This is a genomic window from Mangrovibacterium sp. (assembly GCF_059905295.1).
In genome coordinates this window covers 1-20,634 of sequence record NZ_JBZQJF010000159.1, presented here as the reverse complement: position 1 = coordinate 20,634, position 20,634 = coordinate 1, and the positions used below count along the sequence as shown (strand labels likewise).

The 20,634-nt window shown below is 41.5% G+C and carries 19 protein-coding genes and 3 tRNA genes; 15 read left to right on the top strand and 7 right to left on the bottom strand.

The window, feature by feature from the left end; all coding sequences use genetic code 11:
• Nucleotides 1-3 precede the first annotated feature (3 nt).
• From AC37HE_RS08470 to AC37HE_RS08415, 12 genes are all read left to right on the top strand, one after another.
• Nucleotides 4-1,281, top strand: a complete 1,278-nt coding sequence (locus AC37HE_RS08470; protein ID WP_500782392.1) for a galactokinase — start codon at nucleotides 4-6, stop codon at nucleotides 1,279-1,281.
• Nucleotides 1,282-1,313: 32 nt separating this feature from the next.
• The gene (gene gluP / locus AC37HE_RS08465; RefSeq protein ID WP_500782391.1) at nucleotides 1,314-2,528 is read left to right on the top strand and encodes a glucose/galactose MFS transporter; all 1,215 of its coding nucleotides are present in this window, start codon (nucleotides 1,314-1,316) and stop codon (nucleotides 2,526-2,528) included.
• Nucleotides 2,529-2,793: 265 nt separating this feature from the next.
• Nucleotides 2,794-4,077: an MFS transporter gene (locus AC37HE_RS08460; protein WP_500782390.1), complete on the top strand. Its 1,284-nt coding sequence runs from the start codon at nucleotides 2,794-2,796 to the stop codon at nucleotides 4,075-4,077.
• A gap of 170 nt (nucleotides 4,078-4,247) precedes the next feature.
• Entirely contained in the window at nucleotides 4,248-4,961 is a 714-nt protein-coding gene (locus AC37HE_RS08455) for an NUDIX hydrolase (RefSeq protein WP_500782389.1), read from the top strand.
• Nucleotides 4,962-4,994: 33 nt separating this feature from the next.
• On the top strand, nucleotides 4,995-6,509 hold the full coding sequence (araA, locus tag AC37HE_RS08450) for an L-arabinose isomerase (protein ID WP_500782388.1): 1,515 nt from the start codon (nucleotides 4,995-4,997) through the stop codon (nucleotides 6,507-6,509).
• 38 nt (nucleotides 6,510-6,547) lie between these two features.
• Nucleotides 6,548-8,293, top strand: coding sequence for a sodium:solute symporter (locus AC37HE_RS08445; protein WP_500782387.1), 1,746 nt, complete (start codon nucleotides 6,548-6,550; stop codon nucleotides 8,291-8,293).
• 162 nt (nucleotides 8,294-8,455) lie between these two features.
• A complete protein-coding gene (gene araD / locus AC37HE_RS08440) occupies nucleotides 8,456-9,148 on the top strand; it encodes an L-ribulose-5-phosphate 4-epimerase (RefSeq protein WP_500782386.1) in 693 nt (230 codons plus the stop codon).
• 24 nt (nucleotides 9,149-9,172) lie between these two features.
• Complete coding sequence (locus tag AC37HE_RS08435) at nucleotides 9,173-10,849, top strand: ribulokinase (RefSeq protein ID WP_500782385.1); 1,677 nt, start codon at nucleotides 9,173-9,175, stop codon at nucleotides 10,847-10,849.
• 80 nt (nucleotides 10,850-10,929) lie between these two features.
• Entirely contained in the window at nucleotides 10,930-11,841 is a 912-nt protein-coding gene (locus tag AC37HE_RS08430; protein WP_500782384.1) for a metallophosphoesterase, read from the top strand.
• 201 nt (nucleotides 11,842-12,042) lie between these two features.
• A tRNA-Asp gene (locus AC37HE_RS08425) sits at nucleotides 12,043-12,116 on the top strand.
• 29 nt (nucleotides 12,117-12,145) lie between these two features.
• Nucleotides 12,146-12,219: transfer RNA gene (locus tag AC37HE_RS08420), tRNA-Asp, on the top strand.
• 26 nt (nucleotides 12,220-12,245) lie between these two features.
• Nucleotides 12,246-12,319, top strand: a tRNA-Asp gene (locus tag AC37HE_RS08415).
• Nucleotides 12,320-12,431: 112 nt separating this feature from the next.
• Here the strand turns inward: AC37HE_RS08415 and AC37HE_RS08410 are convergent.
• A complete protein-coding gene (locus AC37HE_RS08410) occupies nucleotides 12,432-12,764 on the bottom strand; it encodes a DUF6249 domain-containing protein (protein ID WP_500782383.1) in 333 nt (110 codons plus the stop codon).
• 312 nt (nucleotides 12,765-13,076) lie between these two features.
• Here AC37HE_RS08410 and AC37HE_RS08405 point away from each other — a divergent pair, with 312 nt between their 5' ends.
• Complete coding sequence (locus tag AC37HE_RS08405; protein WP_500782382.1) at nucleotides 13,077-13,652, top strand: RNA polymerase sigma factor; 576 nt, start codon at nucleotides 13,077-13,079, stop codon at nucleotides 13,650-13,652.
• An 11-nt stretch (nucleotides 13,653-13,663) separates the two neighbouring features.
• Nucleotides 13,664-14,077, top strand: a complete 414-nt coding sequence (locus AC37HE_RS08400; RefSeq protein ID WP_500782381.1) for a hypothetical protein — start codon at nucleotides 13,664-13,666, stop codon at nucleotides 14,075-14,077.
• A 105-nt stretch (nucleotides 14,078-14,182) separates the two neighbouring features.
• Here the strand turns inward: AC37HE_RS08400 and AC37HE_RS08395 are convergent, their stop codons facing one another.
• The 4 genes from AC37HE_RS08395 to mnmC2 all read right to left on the bottom strand — a co-directional run bounded on the left by AC37HE_RS08395 (nucleotide 14,183) and on the right by mnmC2 (nucleotide 16,690).
• Nucleotides 14,183-14,536, bottom strand: coding sequence for a DUF3127 domain-containing protein (locus AC37HE_RS08395; protein ID WP_500782380.1), 354 nt, complete (start codon nucleotides 14,534-14,536; stop codon nucleotides 14,183-14,185).
• A 105-nt stretch (nucleotides 14,537-14,641) separates the two neighbouring features.
• Nucleotides 14,642-15,340, bottom strand: coding sequence for a BamJ family beta-barrel-assembly machinery protein (gene bamJ, locus AC37HE_RS08390; RefSeq protein WP_500782379.1), 699 nt, complete (start codon nucleotides 15,338-15,340; stop codon nucleotides 14,642-14,644).
• Nucleotides 15,341-15,361: 21 nt separating this feature from the next.
• Nucleotides 15,362-15,973, bottom strand: coding sequence for a BamJ family beta-barrel-assembly machinery protein (gene bamJ, locus AC37HE_RS08385; RefSeq protein WP_500782378.1), 612 nt, complete (start codon nucleotides 15,971-15,973; stop codon nucleotides 15,362-15,364).
• Between the two features lie 54 nt (nucleotides 15,974-16,027).
• Complete coding sequence (gene mnmC2 / locus AC37HE_RS08380; RefSeq protein WP_500782377.1) at nucleotides 16,028-16,690, bottom strand: tRNA (5-methylaminomethyl-2-thiouridine)(34)-methyltransferase MnmC2; 663 nt, start codon at nucleotides 16,688-16,690, stop codon at nucleotides 16,028-16,030.
• Between the two features lie 91 nt (nucleotides 16,691-16,781).
• Between mnmC2 and AC37HE_RS08375 the strand changes: the two genes are divergently transcribed.
• Nucleotides 16,782-17,396 carry an L-threonylcarbamoyladenylate synthase gene (locus AC37HE_RS08375; RefSeq protein ID WP_500782376.1) on the top strand — a complete coding sequence of 205 codons (615 nt, stop codon included), beginning with the start codon at nucleotides 16,782-16,784 and terminating at the stop codon, nucleotides 17,394-17,396.
• Between the two features lie 11 nt (nucleotides 17,397-17,407).
• On the opposite strand, the gene AC37HE_RS08370 is transcribed toward AC37HE_RS08375, so the two are convergent.
• On the bottom strand, nucleotides 17,408-18,856 hold the full coding sequence (locus AC37HE_RS08370) for a TrkH family potassium uptake protein (RefSeq protein WP_500782375.1): 1,449 nt from the start codon (nucleotides 18,854-18,856) through the stop codon (nucleotides 17,408-17,410).
• 22 nt (nucleotides 18,857-18,878) lie between these two features.
• Nucleotides 18,879-20,213 carry a Trk system potassium transporter TrkA gene (trkA, locus tag AC37HE_RS08365; RefSeq protein ID WP_500782374.1) on the bottom strand — a complete coding sequence of 445 codons (1,335 nt, stop codon included), beginning with the start codon at nucleotides 20,211-20,213 and terminating at the stop codon, nucleotides 18,879-18,881.
• Nucleotides 20,214-20,634 lie beyond the last annotated feature (421 nt).

The window sequence follows — 20,634 nt, the reverse complement described above, 5'->3', positions numbered from 1 at the left end:
ATTATGACTAAGATTAGTTCTTTAGTAGAAAAAATTAATGGTGGAAATAATCCACTTTTCCATGAATTATACGGAACCGAAGAAGCGGTTTTAAAAGGAATGGCTGATCGCTATGTGAAGTACATGGAACAATACAGTGCAACCTACGGATCAGATGATGTTACCTTGTTTAGCTCTCCTGGGCGTACGGAAGTTGGTGGTAACCACACAGATCACCAGTTAGGACGAGTATTGGCAGGTGCGGTTAATCTGGATAACATTGCTGTTGCTGCTCCAAACGGAACGAATATTGTTCGTATCGACTCAGTGGGTTTTCCTCCATTTGAAGTGGACTTGTCAGACCTGGAAATAAAGGAGTTTGAAGTAACTCCTGGCAACCTTGTAAAAGTGTATGCTAAAGAGTTAAAAGCATTGGGACTCGAAGTAGGCGGATTCAACGCGATCATTCACGGTGCTGTTCCTGAAGGTTCTGGCTTAAGTTCTTCAGCTTCATTCGAAGTGTTGATTGGTGCTATTTTCAGCGAACTATTCAACGACGGAAAATTGGATCCTGTTGATAATGCAAAAATTGGTCAAAAAGCAGAACACGCTTGTCATAAATTCTGTGGATTGATGGATCAAACTGCTTGTGCCGTTGGTGGTTTCATTACAATTGACTTTGAAGATAAAGCAAACCCAATTGTAAAAGCATTAGATTTTGACTTTGCAACAACCGGTTACTCACTGGTAATTACAAATACGGGAGGTAGTCATGGTGGTCTTGACAAAGAATATAATTCATTGCCAGCTGAGATGAAAGCTGTTGCCAAAGAATTGGGACATGAAGTTCTTCGTCCAGCGTCAATGGAAGATGTTGTTAAAAGCATTCCTTCTATTCGTGAAAAAGTGGGTGACCGTGCCATCCTTCGTTCCATTCACTTCCAGGGGGATAACGCCCGGGTGGTAAAACAAGTCGAAGCATTGGAGTCCGGTGACTTCCAGGGATTCCTGGGCATGGTGATTCAATCTGGTTACAGCTCGTACATGTATAATCAAAATATTTACGTTAACAGAGAACCTGAATATCAACCTGTTGCTTTGGGCTTGGCTTTGAGTGAATTAGTGCTGGTAGGTAAAGGTGCATGGCGTGTACACGGTGGTGGTTTTGCCGGTACTATTCAGGCTTTTGTTCCTAATGATTTGTTGGATGAATACATTTCAACTTTAGAGTCAGTTTACGGCGAAGGTAACTGTCATAAACTGTTCATCCGTTCTAAAGGATCAATCAAATTAGACCTATAACTCCATATAAATTAGACCTAAAACGTATAGAAATGAGCAAAAACAAATATTTGTTTCCGTTGGTCGTAATGGCCTCCCTGTTTTTCCTGTTTGGTTTCATTACAACCATGAATAACTCAACCATTGAGTTCTTAAAAAGTGCTTTTGGCTTGAACGATGTCCAGAAGCAGTTGCCAAATACTTTCTTTTATGGTGCTTATGTGCTTTCCATCCCTGTTGGATTTTTGATTAAGCAAATTGGTTATCGCTTTTCAATCTTTACCGGTTTGGGATTAATTGCATTAGGATTTTTTGCCTGTATCCCGGGTGTTGGATTTGGCTATTATGGCTTCTTGAGTGCGGTTTCAATTTTTGCAATTGGTGTTGTGATCCTTCAAGTGGCAGCAGCTCCTTATGTTGTAGCTCTTGGACCCAAAGATGGCGCTGCCAGTCGTTTGACATTGACAAATGCATTGAACTCGGTTGCTACCGTCATCGCTCCAATCTTCGTATCTGTTTTGTTAGTTACACCAAAATTGGGTGAAGGAGAAGTTTTGTCGAATGCTGCAATCAAGGATATCGTGAAAAATCCATTTATTGGTATCGGTATTGTTACCGCGGTTATTCTGGTCATCATGTTTTTCCTCAAGCTACCAAATATTAAAGAAGAGCAGGAAGCTGCCGAAGATGCAAGCGCTGTAAAACACAAGTCGAGTGCTTTCAAATATCCGCACGTGTGGTTAGGTTCGTTAGCTATTTTTGTTTACATGGGTATCGAAATTGGTATTCCAAGTTTCTTCGCTGATTTTGCCAATAAAACCGGTGCTGTAATTACGACTTCAACCACCGATATGTTGAAATTCTACTGGGGTGGTTTAATGGTTGGTCGTTTGTTGGGTATTTTCATTTTGAAGAAATACAAACCTACATTGATCCTTTCAATTTGCGCTCTTGGTGGTGCTGCTATGTTGATTGGTGCAATCTTGCTTACCGGTAATTTAAGTATGTGGTTGTTCCTGGGAACAGGTTTATTCCATTCAATTATGTGGCCGGTAATTTATAGCTTAGCTCTGGAAGACTTAGGTCCTCATGCCGATGTGGCTTCAGGTATTATTGCTACATCAGTAATCGGTGCAGCTATCCTGACTCCGATCATGGGAGCGATTCAAACGGTTACAGGAACAGTTGTCGCAGCAATTTGCTGTTTGTTTGTGTACTACTTGTACCTGGTGTTCTTTGCGACCAAGGGGTCAAAAATCAGAACATAATCGAATATAACCTCATAGTTTAAGCCGGGCAATTCTGCCCGGCTTTTTTTATGTTTTTAGGAATCTCCGTTTATACAAATAAGCTTTTAAATCGACCAAAAATGTTTTGAACGAGGGAAAAATACTTTACTTTTGGTTCGCTTTAATTGTCCAAAGAACATATAGCTTTAAGCTCAATGTTGGCTGCAATGAAAGTATTTACCTAAATCAAAATAGTTGTTTAATTAAAATGGTGATTAAAATCAACCACTAAACCTTTTTAAGTATGATTCAAAAGAAAAGTTACACATTGCCAATTGTAATGATGATCCTGCTTTTTGGTATGATCTCCTTTGTTACAAACCTGGCAGCACCGATGGGTGTAGTTGTGAAGTCTCAATTTCAGGCTTCGAATTTTTTAGGCATGTTGGGGAACTTTGCCAACTTTCTGGCCTACCTGTTTATGGGGATTCCTGCCGGTAAATTGTTAGAAAAAATCGGTTATAAAAAAACAGCCTTGCTGGGTATTGTTGTTGGATTCGTTGGCGTTGGCGTGCAATACATGTCCGGAATCGCGGAGAGTTTCTTTGTTTACCTGTTAGGTGCCTTTATTGCTGGTTTCTCAATGTGTATTTTGAACGTTGTTGTTAACCCGATGCTGAACACGCTCGGTGGTGGCGGTAAAAAAGGAAACCAGTTAATTCAGGTTGGTGCAACGTTTAACTCATTTATGGGGACTTCAGTTCCTCTATTAGTTGGAATGTTGGTCGGTGTCGTTACTAAAGATACTGCGATCAAAGATGTTAATCCGGTGATGTTTACTGCAATGGGCATTTTTGCACTGGTTGGTCTTGTTCTTTATTTTGTGAATATTCCTGAACCTCACCTGAATAAGGGGGATGAAGTAAAAGCACCTACAAGTCATAGTGCATGGTCGTTCCGTCACTTCATCCTGGGAGCCATTGGAATTGGTGTTTATGTAGGAGTAGAAGTAGGAGTGCCCGGAACAATGTTCTTCTTTTTGGCTGATGCCAATGCCGGAGGCTTAGATGCTGCTACTGCAGGGACTGTTGTTGCAACTTACTGGCTTTTGATGCTTGTTGGTCGTTTTATCGGGGCCTCTATCGGAGGACAAGTTTCCAGTAAAACGATGTTGTTTGTTGCCTCGGGAATTGGGATGATTTTAGCCTTGTTGGCTATTTTGTTGCCAATCGGAATTACTGTTTCAATCCCTGTTTTTCAAAGTACAGCCAGCGGAATCTCATTTGGATTAGCTAATGTGCCTATCAATGCCATGTTCCTGGTATTAATCGGACTTTGTACTTCGGTTATGTGGGGTGGTATTTTTAACCTTGCGGTTGAAGGACTGGGACGCTTTACAGCATCTGCTTCTGGTATCTTTATGACCATGGTTGTTGGTGGCGGTATTTTGCCTTTGCTGCAAAATGCGGTTGCTGATGGTGTAGGTTACATGGTTTCTTATTGGGTGCCATTTATCGGTTTGGCTTATTTGTTCTATTACTCACTGATTGGAAGTAAAAACGTCAATCCTGATATTGAGGTAGACTAATTAGTCGTCGCATTACGGTTGGTTTTGTACCAGCCGCTTATATGATAGGAGAGCCCTTGAATGTGTCTTCGGATATGTTCAAGGGCTCTTTGTATGTTGTAAAACACATGTCTGAAAAAAAAGCACGAATTCTATTAAAAGTATAAGTTACTTTTATAATTTTGATCCCGATGAAACTAGACACCGAAACTCTACTGAATGAATTGTATGGGGAACATCCCCAGCACTATGTGGCTGTTGACTGCGTAATCTTTGGATATAAAGATAGTGAGTTAAAGCTTTTGTTATACCCCCGTAGTTTTGAGCCTGCAAAAGGCAACTGGTCTTTACTCGGAGGCTTTATCCAAAAGGATGAATCTTCTGATCAGGCAGCTAAGCGGATTCTGAAAAGAACCACTGGACTTGATGAAATTTATATGGAGCAGGTTTCGGCGTTTACCGAACCGGAACGTGAACCTTCAGCCCGTGTAATCAGTATAGCATACTATGCCTTAATCCGATTAGATGATCATGATGAGGAAATCGTTCATCAGTACGGTGCCGATTGGTTTTCATTCGACAAAAAACCGGAACTTATTTTCGACCACGAAGAAATTGTCACAAAAGCCTTGGCGAAACTGCAGCAAAAAGCCGGTTACCAGTTAGTGGGCCCTGAGTTGCTGCCTGATTTGTTCACAATCACACAGTTGAGAGGTCTGTACGAAGCAATTTTCCAGCGAACCCTTGATCCGGGTAATTTCCGGAAAAAAGTACTTTCCCTTGGGGTGCTCAAAAGACATAATAAAAAGGATTCTACAGAATCGAAAAAAGGGGCATTTTATTACAGCTACGAGGAAAACGAGGAAAAGAGCGAGAAAGAGTTAAATCGAATTATCAAAATATAATAACCAATAACAGAACATTTAATAAAAACTAAAATGGCACAGAACGAATTAAAAAACTTAGAAGTTTGGTTTGTAACAGGTAGTCAACATTTATACGGACCTAAAACTTTAGAGCAAGTTGCAGAACATTCAAAAGAAATTGCTGCAGCATTCGATGCATCCTCAGAAATTCCAGTAAAAGTAGTGGTTAAACCTACCGGAACCGGATCGAAAGAAATTCATACAATTTGTAAAGAAGCAAACAGCGCTGATAATTGTATCGGTATCATTACTTGGATGCATACGTTCTCTCCTGCAAAAATGTGGATTCATGGTCTTCAGGAATTGCGCAAGCCTATTCTTCACTTACATACTCAATACAACAAAGAAATTCCATGGAATGACATTGACATGGACTTCATGAACCTGAACCAAAGTGCTCATGGTGACAGAGAATTTGGCCACATCATGGCTCGCATGCGTATGAGCCGTAAAGTTGTGGTTGGTCACTGGCAAGATCCTAAAACAATTTCGCAAATTGCCAAGTGGTCTCGTGTAGCTGCTGCCTGGGCTGACTCGCAAGATATGTTGATCATTCGTTTCGGTGATCAGATGAACAATGTGGCCGTAACAGATGGAGACAAAGTTGAGGCTGAACGAGTTTTCGGTTACCATGTTGATTATAGCCCGATTGCAGATTTTGTATCTGTTCAGGATAACGTTAGCGACGAAGACGTTGCAGCCTTAGTGAAAGTGTATGAGCAGGAATACGATTTCGCGGATAACTGTAAAGAAGGTGGTAAAGATCGCGAACAGGTTGTGAACGCAGCTCGTATCGAAATTGGATTACGTCGTTACCTGGATAAAAAAGGAGCAAAAGCGTTTACGACTAACTTCGACGATTTAGAAGGAGTAGATCAATTGCCCGGTTTGGCATCTCAGCGTTTAATGGCTGATGGTTATGGTTTTGGTGCTGAAGGAGACTGGAAAACAGCTGCTTTGTGTCGTCAAATGTGGTTCATGAGTCAAGACCTTCCTGATTATAAAGGATGTTCATTCTTAGAAGATTATACCCTCAACTTTGATGGTGAGAAAAGTGCAATCCTGCAAGCTCACATGTTGGAGGTTTGTCCTCTAATTGCTGATCACAAACCAAAATTAGAAGTTCACCCATTAGGAATTGGTGGTAAAAACGATCCTGCCCGTTTGGTATTTACAAGTAAAACCGGACCAGGTGTGGCAGCTACGGTAATCGATATGGGTAGCCGTTTCCGTATGATTATTAATGCGGTTGATTGTATCGAGTCAAAAGAACTTCCAAAACTTCCTGTGGCAAGTGCACTGTGGATTCCACAACCAAACTTTGAAGTGGGAGCTGCTGCGTGGATTTTAGCCGGTGGAACACACCATACAAGTTTCTCTTATGACTTAACTGTCGAAGATTTACTGGATTTTGCAGAAATTGCAGGTATTGAAGCTGTTGTGATTGACAAAAATACAACGATTGCTGAGTTCAAGAAAGAATTGAAGTGGAATGATCTATATTATCATATCGCTAAAGGCATCTAAATAAAAGCTAATAAATCATAGACCAAAAACTTTAATTTATGAATTGGACTTCACATGAGTTTATTTGGCTCGACTGGGTGATTATCGCAGTTGGGATTTTAGCAGTGACGTGGATTGTTTGGCGCACGTTACATAAACACTCCAAAACGCTTCAAGGTGCCGACAGTGAAGACTACCTGTTCGGTAAAGGCGAACCATGGTATATCATTGGTGCGGCTATCTTTGCTGCAAATATTGGCTCTGAACACCTTGTGGGGCTTGCCGGTACAGGGGCGAAAGCTGGTGTAGGTATGGCGCACTGGGAAATGCAAGGCTGGATGATTCTTATTCTGGGATGGCTCTTTGTGCCTTTCTACCAACTTATGAATAACAAGTTGGGAAAAATCATCACGATGCCTGACTTCCTCAAAAATCGTTATACTCATGCTACAGGTTACTGGTTATCAATCATTACACTTATAGCATACGTGCTGACTAAAGTAAGTGTGACTGCATTTACTGGCGGTATCTTCCTGGAGAGCCTTCTTGGCTTGCCATTCTGGTATGGAGCCATTGGTCTGATTGTCTTAACAGGTATCTTCACCGTTTTTGGCGGAATGAAGGGTGTAATGGTAATGTCGGCAGTTCAAACGCCTATTCTTATCATTGGCTCATTTCTTGTACTTTTTCTGGGATTAATGGCACTTGGACACGGTAGTATTCCTGATGGCTGGACCGCAATGATTGACTATTCTAAAACACTAGGAGTCGGCCAGGATGGTGTTGCTTATGGTTCAAACCACCTGTTCCACTTCGAGACGGGTGACCCGCTATATGATGATTATCCTGGTTTCTGGGTATTTATCGGAGCATCAATCATCGGTTTTTGGTATTGGGCAACCGACCAGCATATTGTTCAACGTGTACTCGGACAAGAAAAAGGCGAGGCTAACGACGTTGTGATTAAGCGTGCAAGAAGAGGTACTATCGCTGCTGGATATTTCAAATTATTACCAGTATTTATGTTTTTGATACCGGGTATGATAGCCGCTGCACTGGCCGCACGTCCCGACAGTGGTTTCTCTTTGCAGGATCCTGATATGGCCTTCGGTTTAATGGTTAAATTTGTATTGCCCGCGGGTGTGAAAGGTGTTGTAACAGTCGGTTTTATTTCTGCTCTTGTTACTTCTCTGTCGGCATTCTTTAATTCATGTGCTACGCTGTTTACCGAAGACTTTTATAAACCACTGCGTCCAGGTAGAAGTGAGTCCAGATACGTTTTTATCGGCCGAGTAGCAACAATGGTTGTGGTATTACTTGGTTTAGCATGGATTCCTGTCATGATGAGTCTTGGTAGTCTTTATGACTATTTGCAAGGTATTCAATCTCTGCTGGCTCCTGCAATGGTAGCGGTATTCGTACTTGGAATATTCTCCAAGCGAATTACACCTAAAGCAGGTGAAGTCGGTATGATCGGGGGCTTTTTTGTCGGAATGTTGCGCTTGCTGACCAACATTTTTACAGATACAGGTAAAGCTGTAATGACAGGCCCATTCTGGGAATCAACCCGTTGGTTCTGGCATCCCAACTGGCTTATCTTTGAGATATGGTTACTGCTTTTCATCATCATGTTGATGGTCGTAGTATCATTCTTTACTCCTAAGCCTACTGCCCAACAGGTAGAGTTTATTACTTTCACCAGCGACTACAAATCAATTATACGGAAGAGCTGGAACAAGTGGGATGTAATTGGTTCTTTGGGGGTAGTCTTTGCATGTGCTATGTTCTACTGGTATTTCTGGTAGAAGACTTTTCTCTGAAAAATTATGAGTAACTAATTTCAATAAAGACAGAAAAACCGGCTGCCTTTTCGGTGGCCGGTTATTTCCCTTAGAATTTAAACTGTTGGTGCATTTTGGTTCGTTCAGAGGGGAGTACCCTGTCAAAAAATCCTAAAAGAAGAAAAGATGTTAGAAAAATTAAAAGAAGAGGTTTGTCAGGCTAACCTGGACTTAGTCGCTCACGGGTTGGTGATTTTTACCTGGGGTAACGTTAGTGGTATCGACCGCGAGTCTGGTTTAGTGGTGATTAAACCCAGCGGTGTTTCATACGACGGTATGAGCCCGGATGATATGGTTGTTGTTGACCTGGATGGCAAGGTGGTTGAAGGAAAATATAAACCATCATCGGATACAGCGACTCACGTTGTATTGTATAAACAATTTCCAAATATCGGAGGAGTTGTTCATACGCACTCAGAATGGGCAACAAGTTGGGCGCAAGCAGGTAAATCGATTCCTGCAGTTGGTACAACGCATGCGGATTATTTTTACGGTACAGTTCCTTGTACACGTAAAATGACAGCACAAGAAATTGAATCGGCCTATGAACTGGAAACCGGAAATGTGATTGTTGAATGTTTTAAGTCTCAAAATATCAATCCGGATTATGTACCGGGTGTATTGGTGAACAACCATGCTCCGTTTTCGTGGGGAACCGATGCACACAATGCAGTTCACAATGCGGTGGTTTTGGAAGAAGTTGCTAAAATGACTTTCCGTTCATTCCAGCTGAATCCAAATACCGAAATGGATCAGGTATTGCTTGATAAGCACTTTTTGCGTAAGCATGGTGCAAATGCCTATTATGGCCAAAAATAAAAACTGAAAAAAACTAAATAAGACATGACCCAAGCTAAATATACTATTGGATTAGATTATGGTTCTGATTCGGTTCGCTCATTAATCGTTAATGTTGCTACCGGAGAGGAAGTTGCCAGCGTGGTATTTCCTTATCCTCGTTGGGCTAAAGGAATGTATTGTGTTCCTCACGAAAACCAATTCCGTCAGCACCCGCTGGATTATCTGGAAGGTTTGGAATACACAATCGTTGAAGCATTAAAACAGTCTCCGGCAGGAGTTGCTGAAAATGTTGTGGGTATCTCAATCGATACAACTGGTTCAACACCTGTTGCTGTTGACGAAAAAGGTACTCCGCTGGCATTGACTCCGGGATTTGAAGAAAACCCGAATGCCATGTTTGTTTTGTGGAAAGACCACACAGCAGTAAAAGAAGCTGACGAGATTAATGAGTTGGCTAAAAAATGGGAAATTGACTTTACACAATACGAAGGTGGAATCTATTCTTCAGAATGGTTCTGGTCGAAAATTTTACATGTATCACGTGCCGATGCCGGTGTTTTGCGTGCTGCAACCTCTTGGGTTGAGCATTGCGACTGGATTCCTGCAGTCTTGACTGGAACGACGCGGCCTCAGATTTTGAAACGTAGCCGTTGTGCAGCTGGTCACAAAGCGATGTGGCACGAGGCTTTCAATGGTTTGCCTACCGAAGAGTTCCTGGTTGCTTTGGATCCGGTGTTGAGTGGCTTACGTGATCGTCTGTTCAAAGAAACCTATACCTGTGATGTTGCTGTTGGTAACCTGACACCGGAATGGGCTGAAAAATTAGGTTTGTCGACTGAGGTTGTTGTTGGTATTGGAGCTTTCGATGCCCACTTGGGAGCCGTTGGTGCTCAAATTGAACCTTACTATCTGAGTAAAGTGATGGGAACATCAACTTGCGATATGTTGGTTGCACCAAACGAAGAAGTAGGAGATAAGCTGGTTGCCGGTATTTGCGGACAGGTTGATGGATCTGTTGTTCCGGGTATGCTTGGTATGGAAGCTGGCCAATCGGCTTTCGGTGATATTTATGCCTGGTTCAAAAAAGTATTGATGTGGCCTGCACAACAAATTATTGGTGGAAGCGAATTGATTGACGAAGCAACTCGTGCAAAATTATTGGATGAGCTTTCTGATAAAATGATTTTGGAGTTGAGTAAAGCTGCTGAACAGTTGCCAATCGACGAAAAAGGCGTGTTGGCAATCGACTGGATGAATGGTCGTCGTACGCCGGACGCCAACCAAAACCTGAAAGGAGCAATCGCCGGATTGAACCTCGGAACAGATGCTCCTCGTATCTTCCGCTCGCTGGTTGAAGCGACTGCTTTTGGTTCAAAAGCCATTGTTGATCGTTTCATCGAACAAGGTGTGCCTATTAAAGGTGTAATTGCCTTGGGTGGTGTAGCCAAAAAATCGAAACTGGTTATGCAGATTGTTTGCGATGTGCTGAATATGCCGATTAAAGTAGCGCGTTCAGAACAGGCTTGTGCGTTAGGCTCAGCCATGGCGGCAGCTGTGGTGGCCGGTGTTTATGCAACAACGCATGAAGCGCAGGAAAAAATGGGCGGTGGTTTCGAAACCGAATATCACCCAATTCCTGAAAATGCAGCGAAATACCAGGTTATCTATGAAAAATACATGAAGTTAGGTCAATTCATCGAAGAGAACCTGACTCGTTAACCTTAGGTTATTACAATTCAATTCAGGTTGTATTTCCTGAAAAAAATCATAAATTGCCCGGTAAAAACCGGGCTTTTTTTATGTACGATATTATCGGAGATGTACACGGACAAGCAGGAATGTTGAAAGACCTTCTGAAAAAAATGGGCTATTCGGTGGTCAATGGTTTTTATAGTCATCCAACGAGGAAAGCAATTTTTGTAGGTGATTTTATCAATCGTGGTCCCAAGATCAAAGAGACAATTCAGATTGTTAGGAATATGACCGAAAATGGGGCTGCTTACGCCATTTTGGGGAATCATGAGGTGAACGCCCTTTTCTATTCGTTGTTGGACAAAGAAGGACATCATATTAGTAAAAAGTGGTCCCGTTTGAGACTAGATCTGAGTCCAACACTGGATGAATTTGAAAATAATAAAGAAAAGTGGAAAGATCATGTGACGTGGATGCGTACACTCCCCATGTTTCTCGAATTGGATGGTATTCGAGTGGTACATGCCTGCTGGAAGGATGAAAATATTAGTATTTTACAAGAGGCCTTCTATGATCAACCGAAGTTGAAGAAAAAGCAACTTAAATTGATTGGGCGCAATCACAACGTTTTGTCAAAGGCGTTTTGGGAAACCTGCAAGGGTATCGATTTTCAGTTACCGAGAGATTTGCTGATTTTCGACAAGGAGGGCTGTGCTCATCGATCATTTCGTTCCCGTTGGTGGGAGAGTCCGGTTGGGAAGACTTTTCAGGAATTATCCTTTGAAAGTCGATTTGAATTGCCCGATTATCACATTCCCGAAGAACTTGCTATTCCAAGAGAATCCTACCCGGAGGATGCTCCGATCGTATTCTTTGGTCATTACTGCATGCGCGACGGTTCAAACCTGGTGAAACCGAATATTTGTTGCCTCGATTCGTGTGTTAGTCGGAAAGGTAAACTAACCGCTTATCGCTGGAATGGCGAGAAAACACTGGTGTCTGAAAATTTTGTACAATAGTTATATTTCGATTGCTACTGAAAATAAAGCGGTTATTTTTTTAGCAGAAAAGGACCGGCTAATTTTTAGCTAAAATTTTATCAGTGGCTATTGCAGACAAAAAAAGAAACTCTATATTTGCAGAGCCTTTTGAGAAACGGATTTCAGAAGGTCAGTTCTCTGAAAAAGTGCTTTAAAAATCGACTAAGAAATCATCTAAATGGTGCGGTAGTTCAGCTGGTTAGAATATCGGCCTGTCACGCCGGGGGTCGCGGGTTCGAATCCCGTCCGCACCGCTTTTTTTTGATTTTTTATACCAAATATTGGTGCGGTAGTTCAGCTGGTTAGAATATCGGCCTGTCACGCCGGGGGTCGCGGGTTCGAATCCCGTCCGCACCGCATATCGATGATTAAAAGCACTTACTGGTGCGGTAGTTCAGCTGGTTAGAATATCGGCCTGTCACGCCGGGGGTCGCGGGTTCGAATCCCGTCCGCACCGCAAAAGCCACTCAATTTTTGGGTGGCTTTTTTGTTTACTAACTTCTCATATTTGACGTAATAAAAAAAAGCCACCCCAAAGGATGGCTTCTTCACATCAGATCTTGTTTTACTTATTCGGCTTTCTTCGATTGAAATACATAGCCTACAACCAATCCGATCCCTCCGAAAAGGAAAATCATCGATACATAAGCCGGTCCTTCTTCCATTCCGGCAGTATTGGCTAACAGGTTTCCAAAGAGTACACCAAGAGCAACGCCTATAAATAACAGGCCAGTCTTCAAGGTGAAGAACATGGCACTTGGAGCTTTCGTTTTAAAAAGAGTCGGATCGGCTCCTTTTTCAATCATTGCCATTCGCTCTTTATTGCGTGTTGTAATAAAAATGTAGAATGTTGCGAATACGAAGGCAAAGAAACTAATCGGGATTAAGATGTCTTCTAACATGGCTTTCTATTTTTAATGATTTTTACTTTCAAATTCGTTCTTATGACGCAGTTCTTTGGTTTCGGTTACAAGCATCGATTCTTTTTTTTGAAAGTCGATAAAGGGATGTTGCTCAGACCTTATCTGCTTTGTCTTGGTTGTTGTCAAAAACTGCGAAAGATGACAGCTCCTGTTCTGGCAATGGTTCGCAACAGCTTCCTATTTTAAAGTTGGCAGTTTAGACTATTCGCCTAACCGGTTGTGTCATTTTATTTCAGTATATTTTCGTGAAATTCTGTAACCAACTCTACCGAACGGCGTCATATCGCATGTATGAATCAACCGGATGATTATTATTATATTGCCAAGGTTTTGGACGGCGACACGGCGTCATTCTCTTACCTGGTCGATCGGTACCAGGATATGGTTTACGGACTGGCATTGAAAATGCTCCGTAACGGAGAGGATGCCGAGGAAATGGCCCAGGATTGTTTCGTTAAGGCATATCGTTCGTTGAGTTCGTACAGACAGCAATCGAAGTTTTCGACCTGGCTGTATCGCATCGCCTATAACGGTTGTATAAGTTTGATGCGGAAGCGAAAACTCGAAGTGCGGTCAATGGATGAGCAGCAACTGTCGGATCGGGATGAAGCCCGGTTGAATGATCAGTTGATGGAGATGGATAAGGCTCTGGTTGAAAAGTTGCTTCAGGAAGCCATGGAAAAGCTGCCTGAGCTGGAGCAGGTTTTAATCACCTTGTATTATTACGAGGATCAGAAGGTGGAAGAGATTAGTCATATAACCGGGTTAACCGATAGTAATGTGAAGGTGAAAATTCACCGGGCCCGTAAAAAAATGTATGATCTGTTGCACCAAAGTTATGAGGAAGGTATTTTTAGTACGATTTAATCAGCAAGGTCATGGATAAACAAGATCAACAATTTAGAGAATTAATGCAGAATTATCGGCCACAGCGCGCGCCGGTCGATTTTTCCAAGCGGGTGATGGATCAGATTCATGCCTTGCCGAAGATTGAATATAAACCGGTATTCGGGAAATGGTTTTTGACAATTTTTCTGAGTTTTTTTGCTGGTTTTGTTGCAGTTGTTCTGTTCCTGAGTGGTTCAGGCCATCCTGCAACCGAAGCTCCTGGTTTACTGAATAAGTTGCCCAAAGTAGAGATGGAGGTATTTAATGAGGCCAATAAAGAAGTAGTTGGTTGGTTTGCACACCTGCCTTCTGTCTTGATTTTTGCTTTGATGGGAATTGCTGTGTTGTTGATTTTGGATCGATTACTCAGTCGACGTATGCAGCATCGTAAATTAATAAAATAAAAGAGCGGCTTCGGTGGAAGTCGCTCTTTTTTATGCAGTGTATTAACCCGAGTTCATTCAAAAATGGTTCACAGCTTTAACTATTTTAGAATCGAATTCAGGTTATTAGAATGGCAAATCATCACCTTCAGCTGGTTCCGGCGGAACATCATCAACCGAAAATGGCGGAGGTACAGCTGCGTTATCAGCGCTGGCTGTATCAATTTTCCAGGCATTGATATTGTGATACCAACGGCCGTTGAATTCGCGGCTTTCCACATCAAAGAAGACATTAACATCCATTCCAGGTTGAAGTCCTTCGATCATGCTTATTTTGTCGCCGAACAGAGTAAAGCAAACTTGTTTTGGATATTGATCCTGAGTTTCAATTACAAATTCTTGTTTTTTCCATTCGTTTCCAGCTTTACTAACACCGGATTGAACCGGCAGAAACTGGCTGATTTTTCCTTTAATTTCCATATTTATTCTTCAATAATTGTCGGTTGAAGCATCAAAAGTACGGATAAAAAAATCCCCCTGAAAACGATTTTCAGGGGGATTTCAAAAAGTTATTAAGAGTTTGAATTATTTCTCGATTGAAAGTAATTCAACTTCAAAAATCAAGGTTTCATTCGGACCGATTTTTTGTCCGGCACCACGTTCACCATAAGCCAGTTCAGCAGGAACATACAGTTTCCATTTTGAACCAACAGGCATCAGTTGAAGGGCTTCAGTCCAACCTTTAATTACACCTTTAACAGGGAATGTTGCTGGTTCGCCACGCTCTACTGAGCTATCGAAAACAGTTCCGTCAAGTAATTTACCTGTATAGTGGCATTTTACTTTATCGTCGATGGTTGGTTTTGGGCCAGTACCTTCAACCAATACTTCATATTGAAGTCCACTGTCTGTTGTTGTAACACCTGCTTTTTCTTTGTTGGCAGCCAGGAAGTCTTGACCTTTTTTCAGGTTTTCAGCAGCTTTGGCTTCTCCTGCTTTCGCGAAATAAGCTTGAATTACTTTACGCGCATCGTCAGCATTGATTTGAGTATCTTTTCCTTTAAGTTTTTCACCTAAAGCAGAAAGAAGAAGGTCCATATTAAGGTCTTCAGTACCCGGAGTCATGTCGATACGTTGTTTTTCCATATCGCCGATAACCACACCTAATGCGTAGCTTGTTGAATCGATGCTTGTTGTTAGTTTGGCAGGAGATTGAGCTCCTGGTTGGCATGCTGTAAATGCAGTGACTGCAGCAATTGCCACAAGAACAGGTTTAAAATTCATATTATATTTGTTAAGTAATATTTAGACAATTTCCAATAATTCTACATCGAAAATCAGGGTGCTGTTTGGCCCTATTGCACCACCTGCACCGCGTTCGCCATAAGCCAAATCCGAAGGAACATACAAACGCCATTTAGAACCTACAGCCATCATTTGCAAAGCTTCAACCCATCCCTGGATAACACCATTAACCGGGAAAGTCGCCGGTTCACCGCGTTGTACAGAGCTGTCGAAAACAGTTCCGTCAATTAATGTTCCGTGATAGTGACAACGAACTTCGTCAGTTGCACCTGGTTTTTCACCATCTCCGTCAACTAATACTTTATATTGTAAGCCGCTGGCTGTTTCTGTAACTTCCGGATCTTTTTGATTTTCGGCCATGAACTTAGCGCCTTCTTCCAGGTTTTTAGCGGCGTCGCCACTTTGTTGATCATTCATAAAATCCTGAAGAATTTGGTTGGCCTGTTGTACGCTTAATTTGGGTTGTTTTCCAGTAAATGCGTCTTCAATTGCATTCATGAAGTTTACCGGGTCAACAGTTTTTACACCCGATTGAATTAAATTGCTTGCAATGCTGAGTCCTAAAGCATAGCTAAAGTCTTCCAATCGTTTGTTTTCGTTTTGTTCTGACATATCTTATTTTTTTATGAGCTACGAAGATAGGGTTATTTTTGAAACTGACTTAATCTAGGCAAGTTTCTGTCCATATAACATTTCCTTTTTACCCGGAGGACCGGGAATGCGTTGCATATTGAACCCGCTTCGGATTAGTTTTCTGCGAACTTCGCCTTGTGCACAATAGGTTACAAAAATTCCTTCCTCGTTGGTGTGCTCTGCAATTTGTTCAAATAATGATTCTTCCCACATAGCTGGTTGCTTGTTGGGAGCAAAGGCATCGAAATAGATCAGGTCGAAACAGGGGAGTAAACCCAAATTGAAAATGGTTAAGTCTGCATCAAGCTTGGTCAACTCAAATCCCGGAGCTATTGTTTGTGCTTTATTCCACTCACAGTTGTGCATTTGTTGAAACTGCAATGCCAATTCTTTGGGAAAATGTTGGGTGAAGTTTAGCAGGGTAAACTCCTCCGGTTTCAACGGATATTTTTCAATGCTGTAATAGCGGATATTCTTTTCCCCTTTGTTTGCCAGGGTCAGCAAGGCATTCAAACCAGTTCCGAAACCGACCTCAAAAATGCAGATGTCGTGCTTGGCCGATTTGTCTAAGCCATTCTGAATAAATACGTGCATCGATTCCTGAATTGCACCGTGAATTGAGTGAAAGTGCTCATTCAGTTCCGGTACATACAAGGTGTGCGATCCGTCTTCTGTCAATCTGATTTCTCGATTCATATCTCCATTTGGATGAACCGCGAATTTCGTGAATTTATTTGAGGCCTCCATAAATTTAGATTACATTTAACTGTTTTTAAAACTCTTGCAAATGCTTGTTAAAATTTATGATGAAAACCCAAATGAGCGGGAAATCATGCGGGTTGTCGATGTTCTGCGCGATGGTGGAATTATTATTTATCCTACCGATACGATTTATGGAATTGGTTGTGATATTACCAATGCAAGAGCAGTTGAAAGAGTTGCTCGTATAAAAGGAGTTGAGGTGGCTAAATCCGATTTTTCATTCATCTGTAGCGATTTGAGTCACTTGTCAACTTATGCGAAGCCGATCCCTAATCATATTTTTAAATTAATGAAACGCTGTTTGCCAGGCCCGTTTACCTTTATTTTGGAAGCCAATAACCAGGTTCCGAAATATTTTAAGGGGAAGAAAAAGACAGTTGGTATTCGTGTCCCTGATAATTCGATTATCCAGGCAATTGTTCGTGAGCTTGGGAACCCGATCCTTTCAACCTCGGTGAAGGATGATGATGAAATTGTTGAATATACAACTGATCCGGAGTTGATTGATGAGAAATTTGAGAAATTGGTTGATTTGGTAATTGACGGTGGTTTTGGGGGAAATATTCCATCAACGGTGATTAATTGTACTGCCGGAGTAGTCGAGATTACCCGCCAGGGAAAAGGTGTTGTTGAACTGTAAAAAAATGATTTTTATTTTTTCCAGAATGCCGGTGAGAATAACACCAATACAGTGAATAATTCTAAACGTCCCAGAAGCATCAGGAATGACAGAAACCATTTGCCAATAGCCGGAACCTGAGAGAAATTCTCCGCTGGTCCATAGTTGCCTAGACCTGGTCCAATATTCCCTAAACAAGTTGCTATTGCTCCCATTGACGAATTCAAATCAGGTTCAATCAATGTGAAAATGATCGTGCTTACAAAGAAAATGATCAGGTAGATCATGAAAAATGCCAGTACGTTTGTGATTATTTGATCGGATACTGAGCGCTTGTTAAAACGAACCGGAATTATCGCATTCGGGTGTAAAAGACGACGCAATTCGTAATAGCTGTTTTTCAAAAGAAGTACGATCCGCATGATCTTTATTCCACCGCCTGTAGAACCGGCACTACCACCGAAGAAAAACAAGGTGAAAATTAAGACCATCAGGAAAGGCGTCCATGTAAGATAGTCAGCTGTTGCATAGCCCGTAGTGGTAATAATTGACACAACCTGGAACAAGGTATCACGAAATGCCTGTTCGTTGCCAAGTTGAGTCGTCAGCAATAAGCCAGAGAAAATAATCGCCGTAAATATGAGAATGAATAAGATGTAATATTTGAATTCTTCATTTTTAAAGACTTTATCAAACTTTCCGGTTAAAGCACTATAACTCAGGGTGAAGTTTGTCCCCGCAATAAACATGAAGAAGATAATGACATATTGAATGAATGGTGAATCCCAATAGGCAATTGATGCTTGTTTGGTTGAATACCCACCTGTTGCCATTGTTGTAAACGAATGGTTTATGGCATCAAAAAAGGTCATTCCGCCAGCCCAAAGTAGTAATGCCTCTACAAAAGTGAACATCACATAAATAGCCCATAAATTCTTAGCCGTTTGTTGAATTCGTGGACTTAATTTGTCAGGTACTGGGCCGGGAACTTCAGCCGCAAATAACTGCATACCTCCAATTCCAAATACCGGGAGAATAGCCAGCGATAAAACGATAATTCCCATACCGCCGAGCCATTGAGTCAGGCTTCGCCAGAACAGAATGCCGTGCGGTAATGCTTCAATATCGTTTAATATAGATGAACCGGTTGTTGTAAAGCCGGACATGGTTTCGAAAAAAGCATCGGTGAGGTTCGGGATCGAATGGCTTAGCAAGTAGGGAAGGCTTCCGAAGAACGAAAAGACAACCCAAACTAAACTAACAATGATGAAGCCATCATTTTTACTGATGCGCTTTTCTGCTTTAAACATGGTGGCAACAGTAATTCCTCCCACTCCTAATGTAATTAGGGCTGATTTTAATAAAGGAATGACATCGGGCTCGTGGTATAAAATTGCCACAAGCATCGATATCAGCATAAAAACACCTTCAACAATTAACAAAAATCCGAGAATCTTTATAATGGCTTTGAAGTTGAACATATGCTTTGAGGCTGAGCGATGATTATTTAAAGAATTTTTCGAGTTTGCGGATGGCTGAAGGAAGTGCAAATACAACCACTTTGTCGTCGGCCTGAACGATTGTCTCACCTTTGGCAACAAAGGACATTTCACCACGCACAATACCACCAAGCGTAGCATCTTCGGGGAAACCGATATCTTTTATCGGCGCCTGGGTGATTTTAGAACCTTCAATGGCAATAAACTCGAATACCTCAGCTTCTGAGGCTGTCAAACACTTCGCTTGAGCGACTTGTGCACCCAAGGTGTATTTATAGATGTAGCTGGCGGCAATTAGCTTTTTATTGATCAGGCTACCGATGTCCATACTTTCAGCAATACCCATGAAGTCGATGTTTTCAACCTCAGCCACTGTTCGCTTGATGCCTAGTTTTTTGGCCATGTGACACGACAAAATATTGGTTTCCGAATTACCGGTTACCGCAATGAAAGCATCCATGCGCTCAATACGTTCCTCTTTTAACAGATCGAGGTTTCGACCATCTCCGTTTATAACCAAGACATTTTCAAGGCGATCTGCGATCTGTTGACTGCGATGTTTATCGCTTTCGACGATTTTTATATTGTAATGGTCGCCTAAACGTTCAACTGTTTTTTGAGCGATTCGGCTTCCTCCTAAAATCATGATATTGCGAACAGGGAAAATTTCTTTACCAGTCAGTTCGAACACTTTGTTCATGTAACTGCGTGTTGTGATAAAGAAGATGATATCTCCGGAGCGAACATAGTCACGCCCGTGTGGAATAATGGTTTGGTTTTCACGATTAATAGCCACCGCACGAATCTCCGATTCAATGTACGAAAGCTCCTCAAAGGATTTATTCAATACAGGTGCATTTTCCCGAATCTTAATTCCCATTAAGATGAGTTTACCACCTGAGAACTCAATCAATTGTCGGGTACCAACCTGTTTTACCGATGAAGCGATTTCTTTTCCAGCCAATGTTTCCGGATAAATCAATTCGTCTACGCCCAGGTTGCGAAGTTTCTCTTTATACTTTTCCTGCAAATATTCTGCATTGTTAATTCGGGCTACGGTTCTGCCAACACCCATATCTTTGGACATTACACAGGCCATAATATTCCGTTCTTCGTAAGGAGTTACGGCAATCAATAAGTCAGATTTAGCAACTCCGGCATCTTTCAAATCCTTGAACGAATTGGCGTAACCGGTAATGGTAAGTAGATCAACTTGACTGGAAAGTTTGTTAAGTTTTTCGGTATCATCATCCATCAAAACGATGTCGTGATCTTCGCGGCTCAACATTTTTGCAAGGTGAGTCCCAACTTCTCCTGCTCCAACAATAACAATTTTCATTGAGTATTTCGTACTTCGTTAAAATTCGCCAAGCAAAGTAAAGTATAAAATCATGAATTTACCATGCAATTGATTATTTTTTTGCCTTATGTTACCAGTCGGTAATTACCGGTTGTTTAAAGGTGTAATTACCTGCAGGAAAATTCAGAATGAGGTAGTTCTCTCGTTAAATAAGCTTTTTTGTGAAAAAATATGATTTTAACTGCTTATTTTGAGCTTTTTACGTTTTTATTAGCCTGTTGTTGTGTCGAATTTTCTTTTGTACTTATCGTTGAATTTGTGATTCTGGAGGATTCAATTCAATACGTTGATTTCCGAATTGACATATATCATCTTTTACAATAAGTTGATCACTTTCAAACTTGGTTTTTAGAGAGATCGGTAAAATTATGGGTTCTCCAAGTTGAAGCTGTGTTAATAC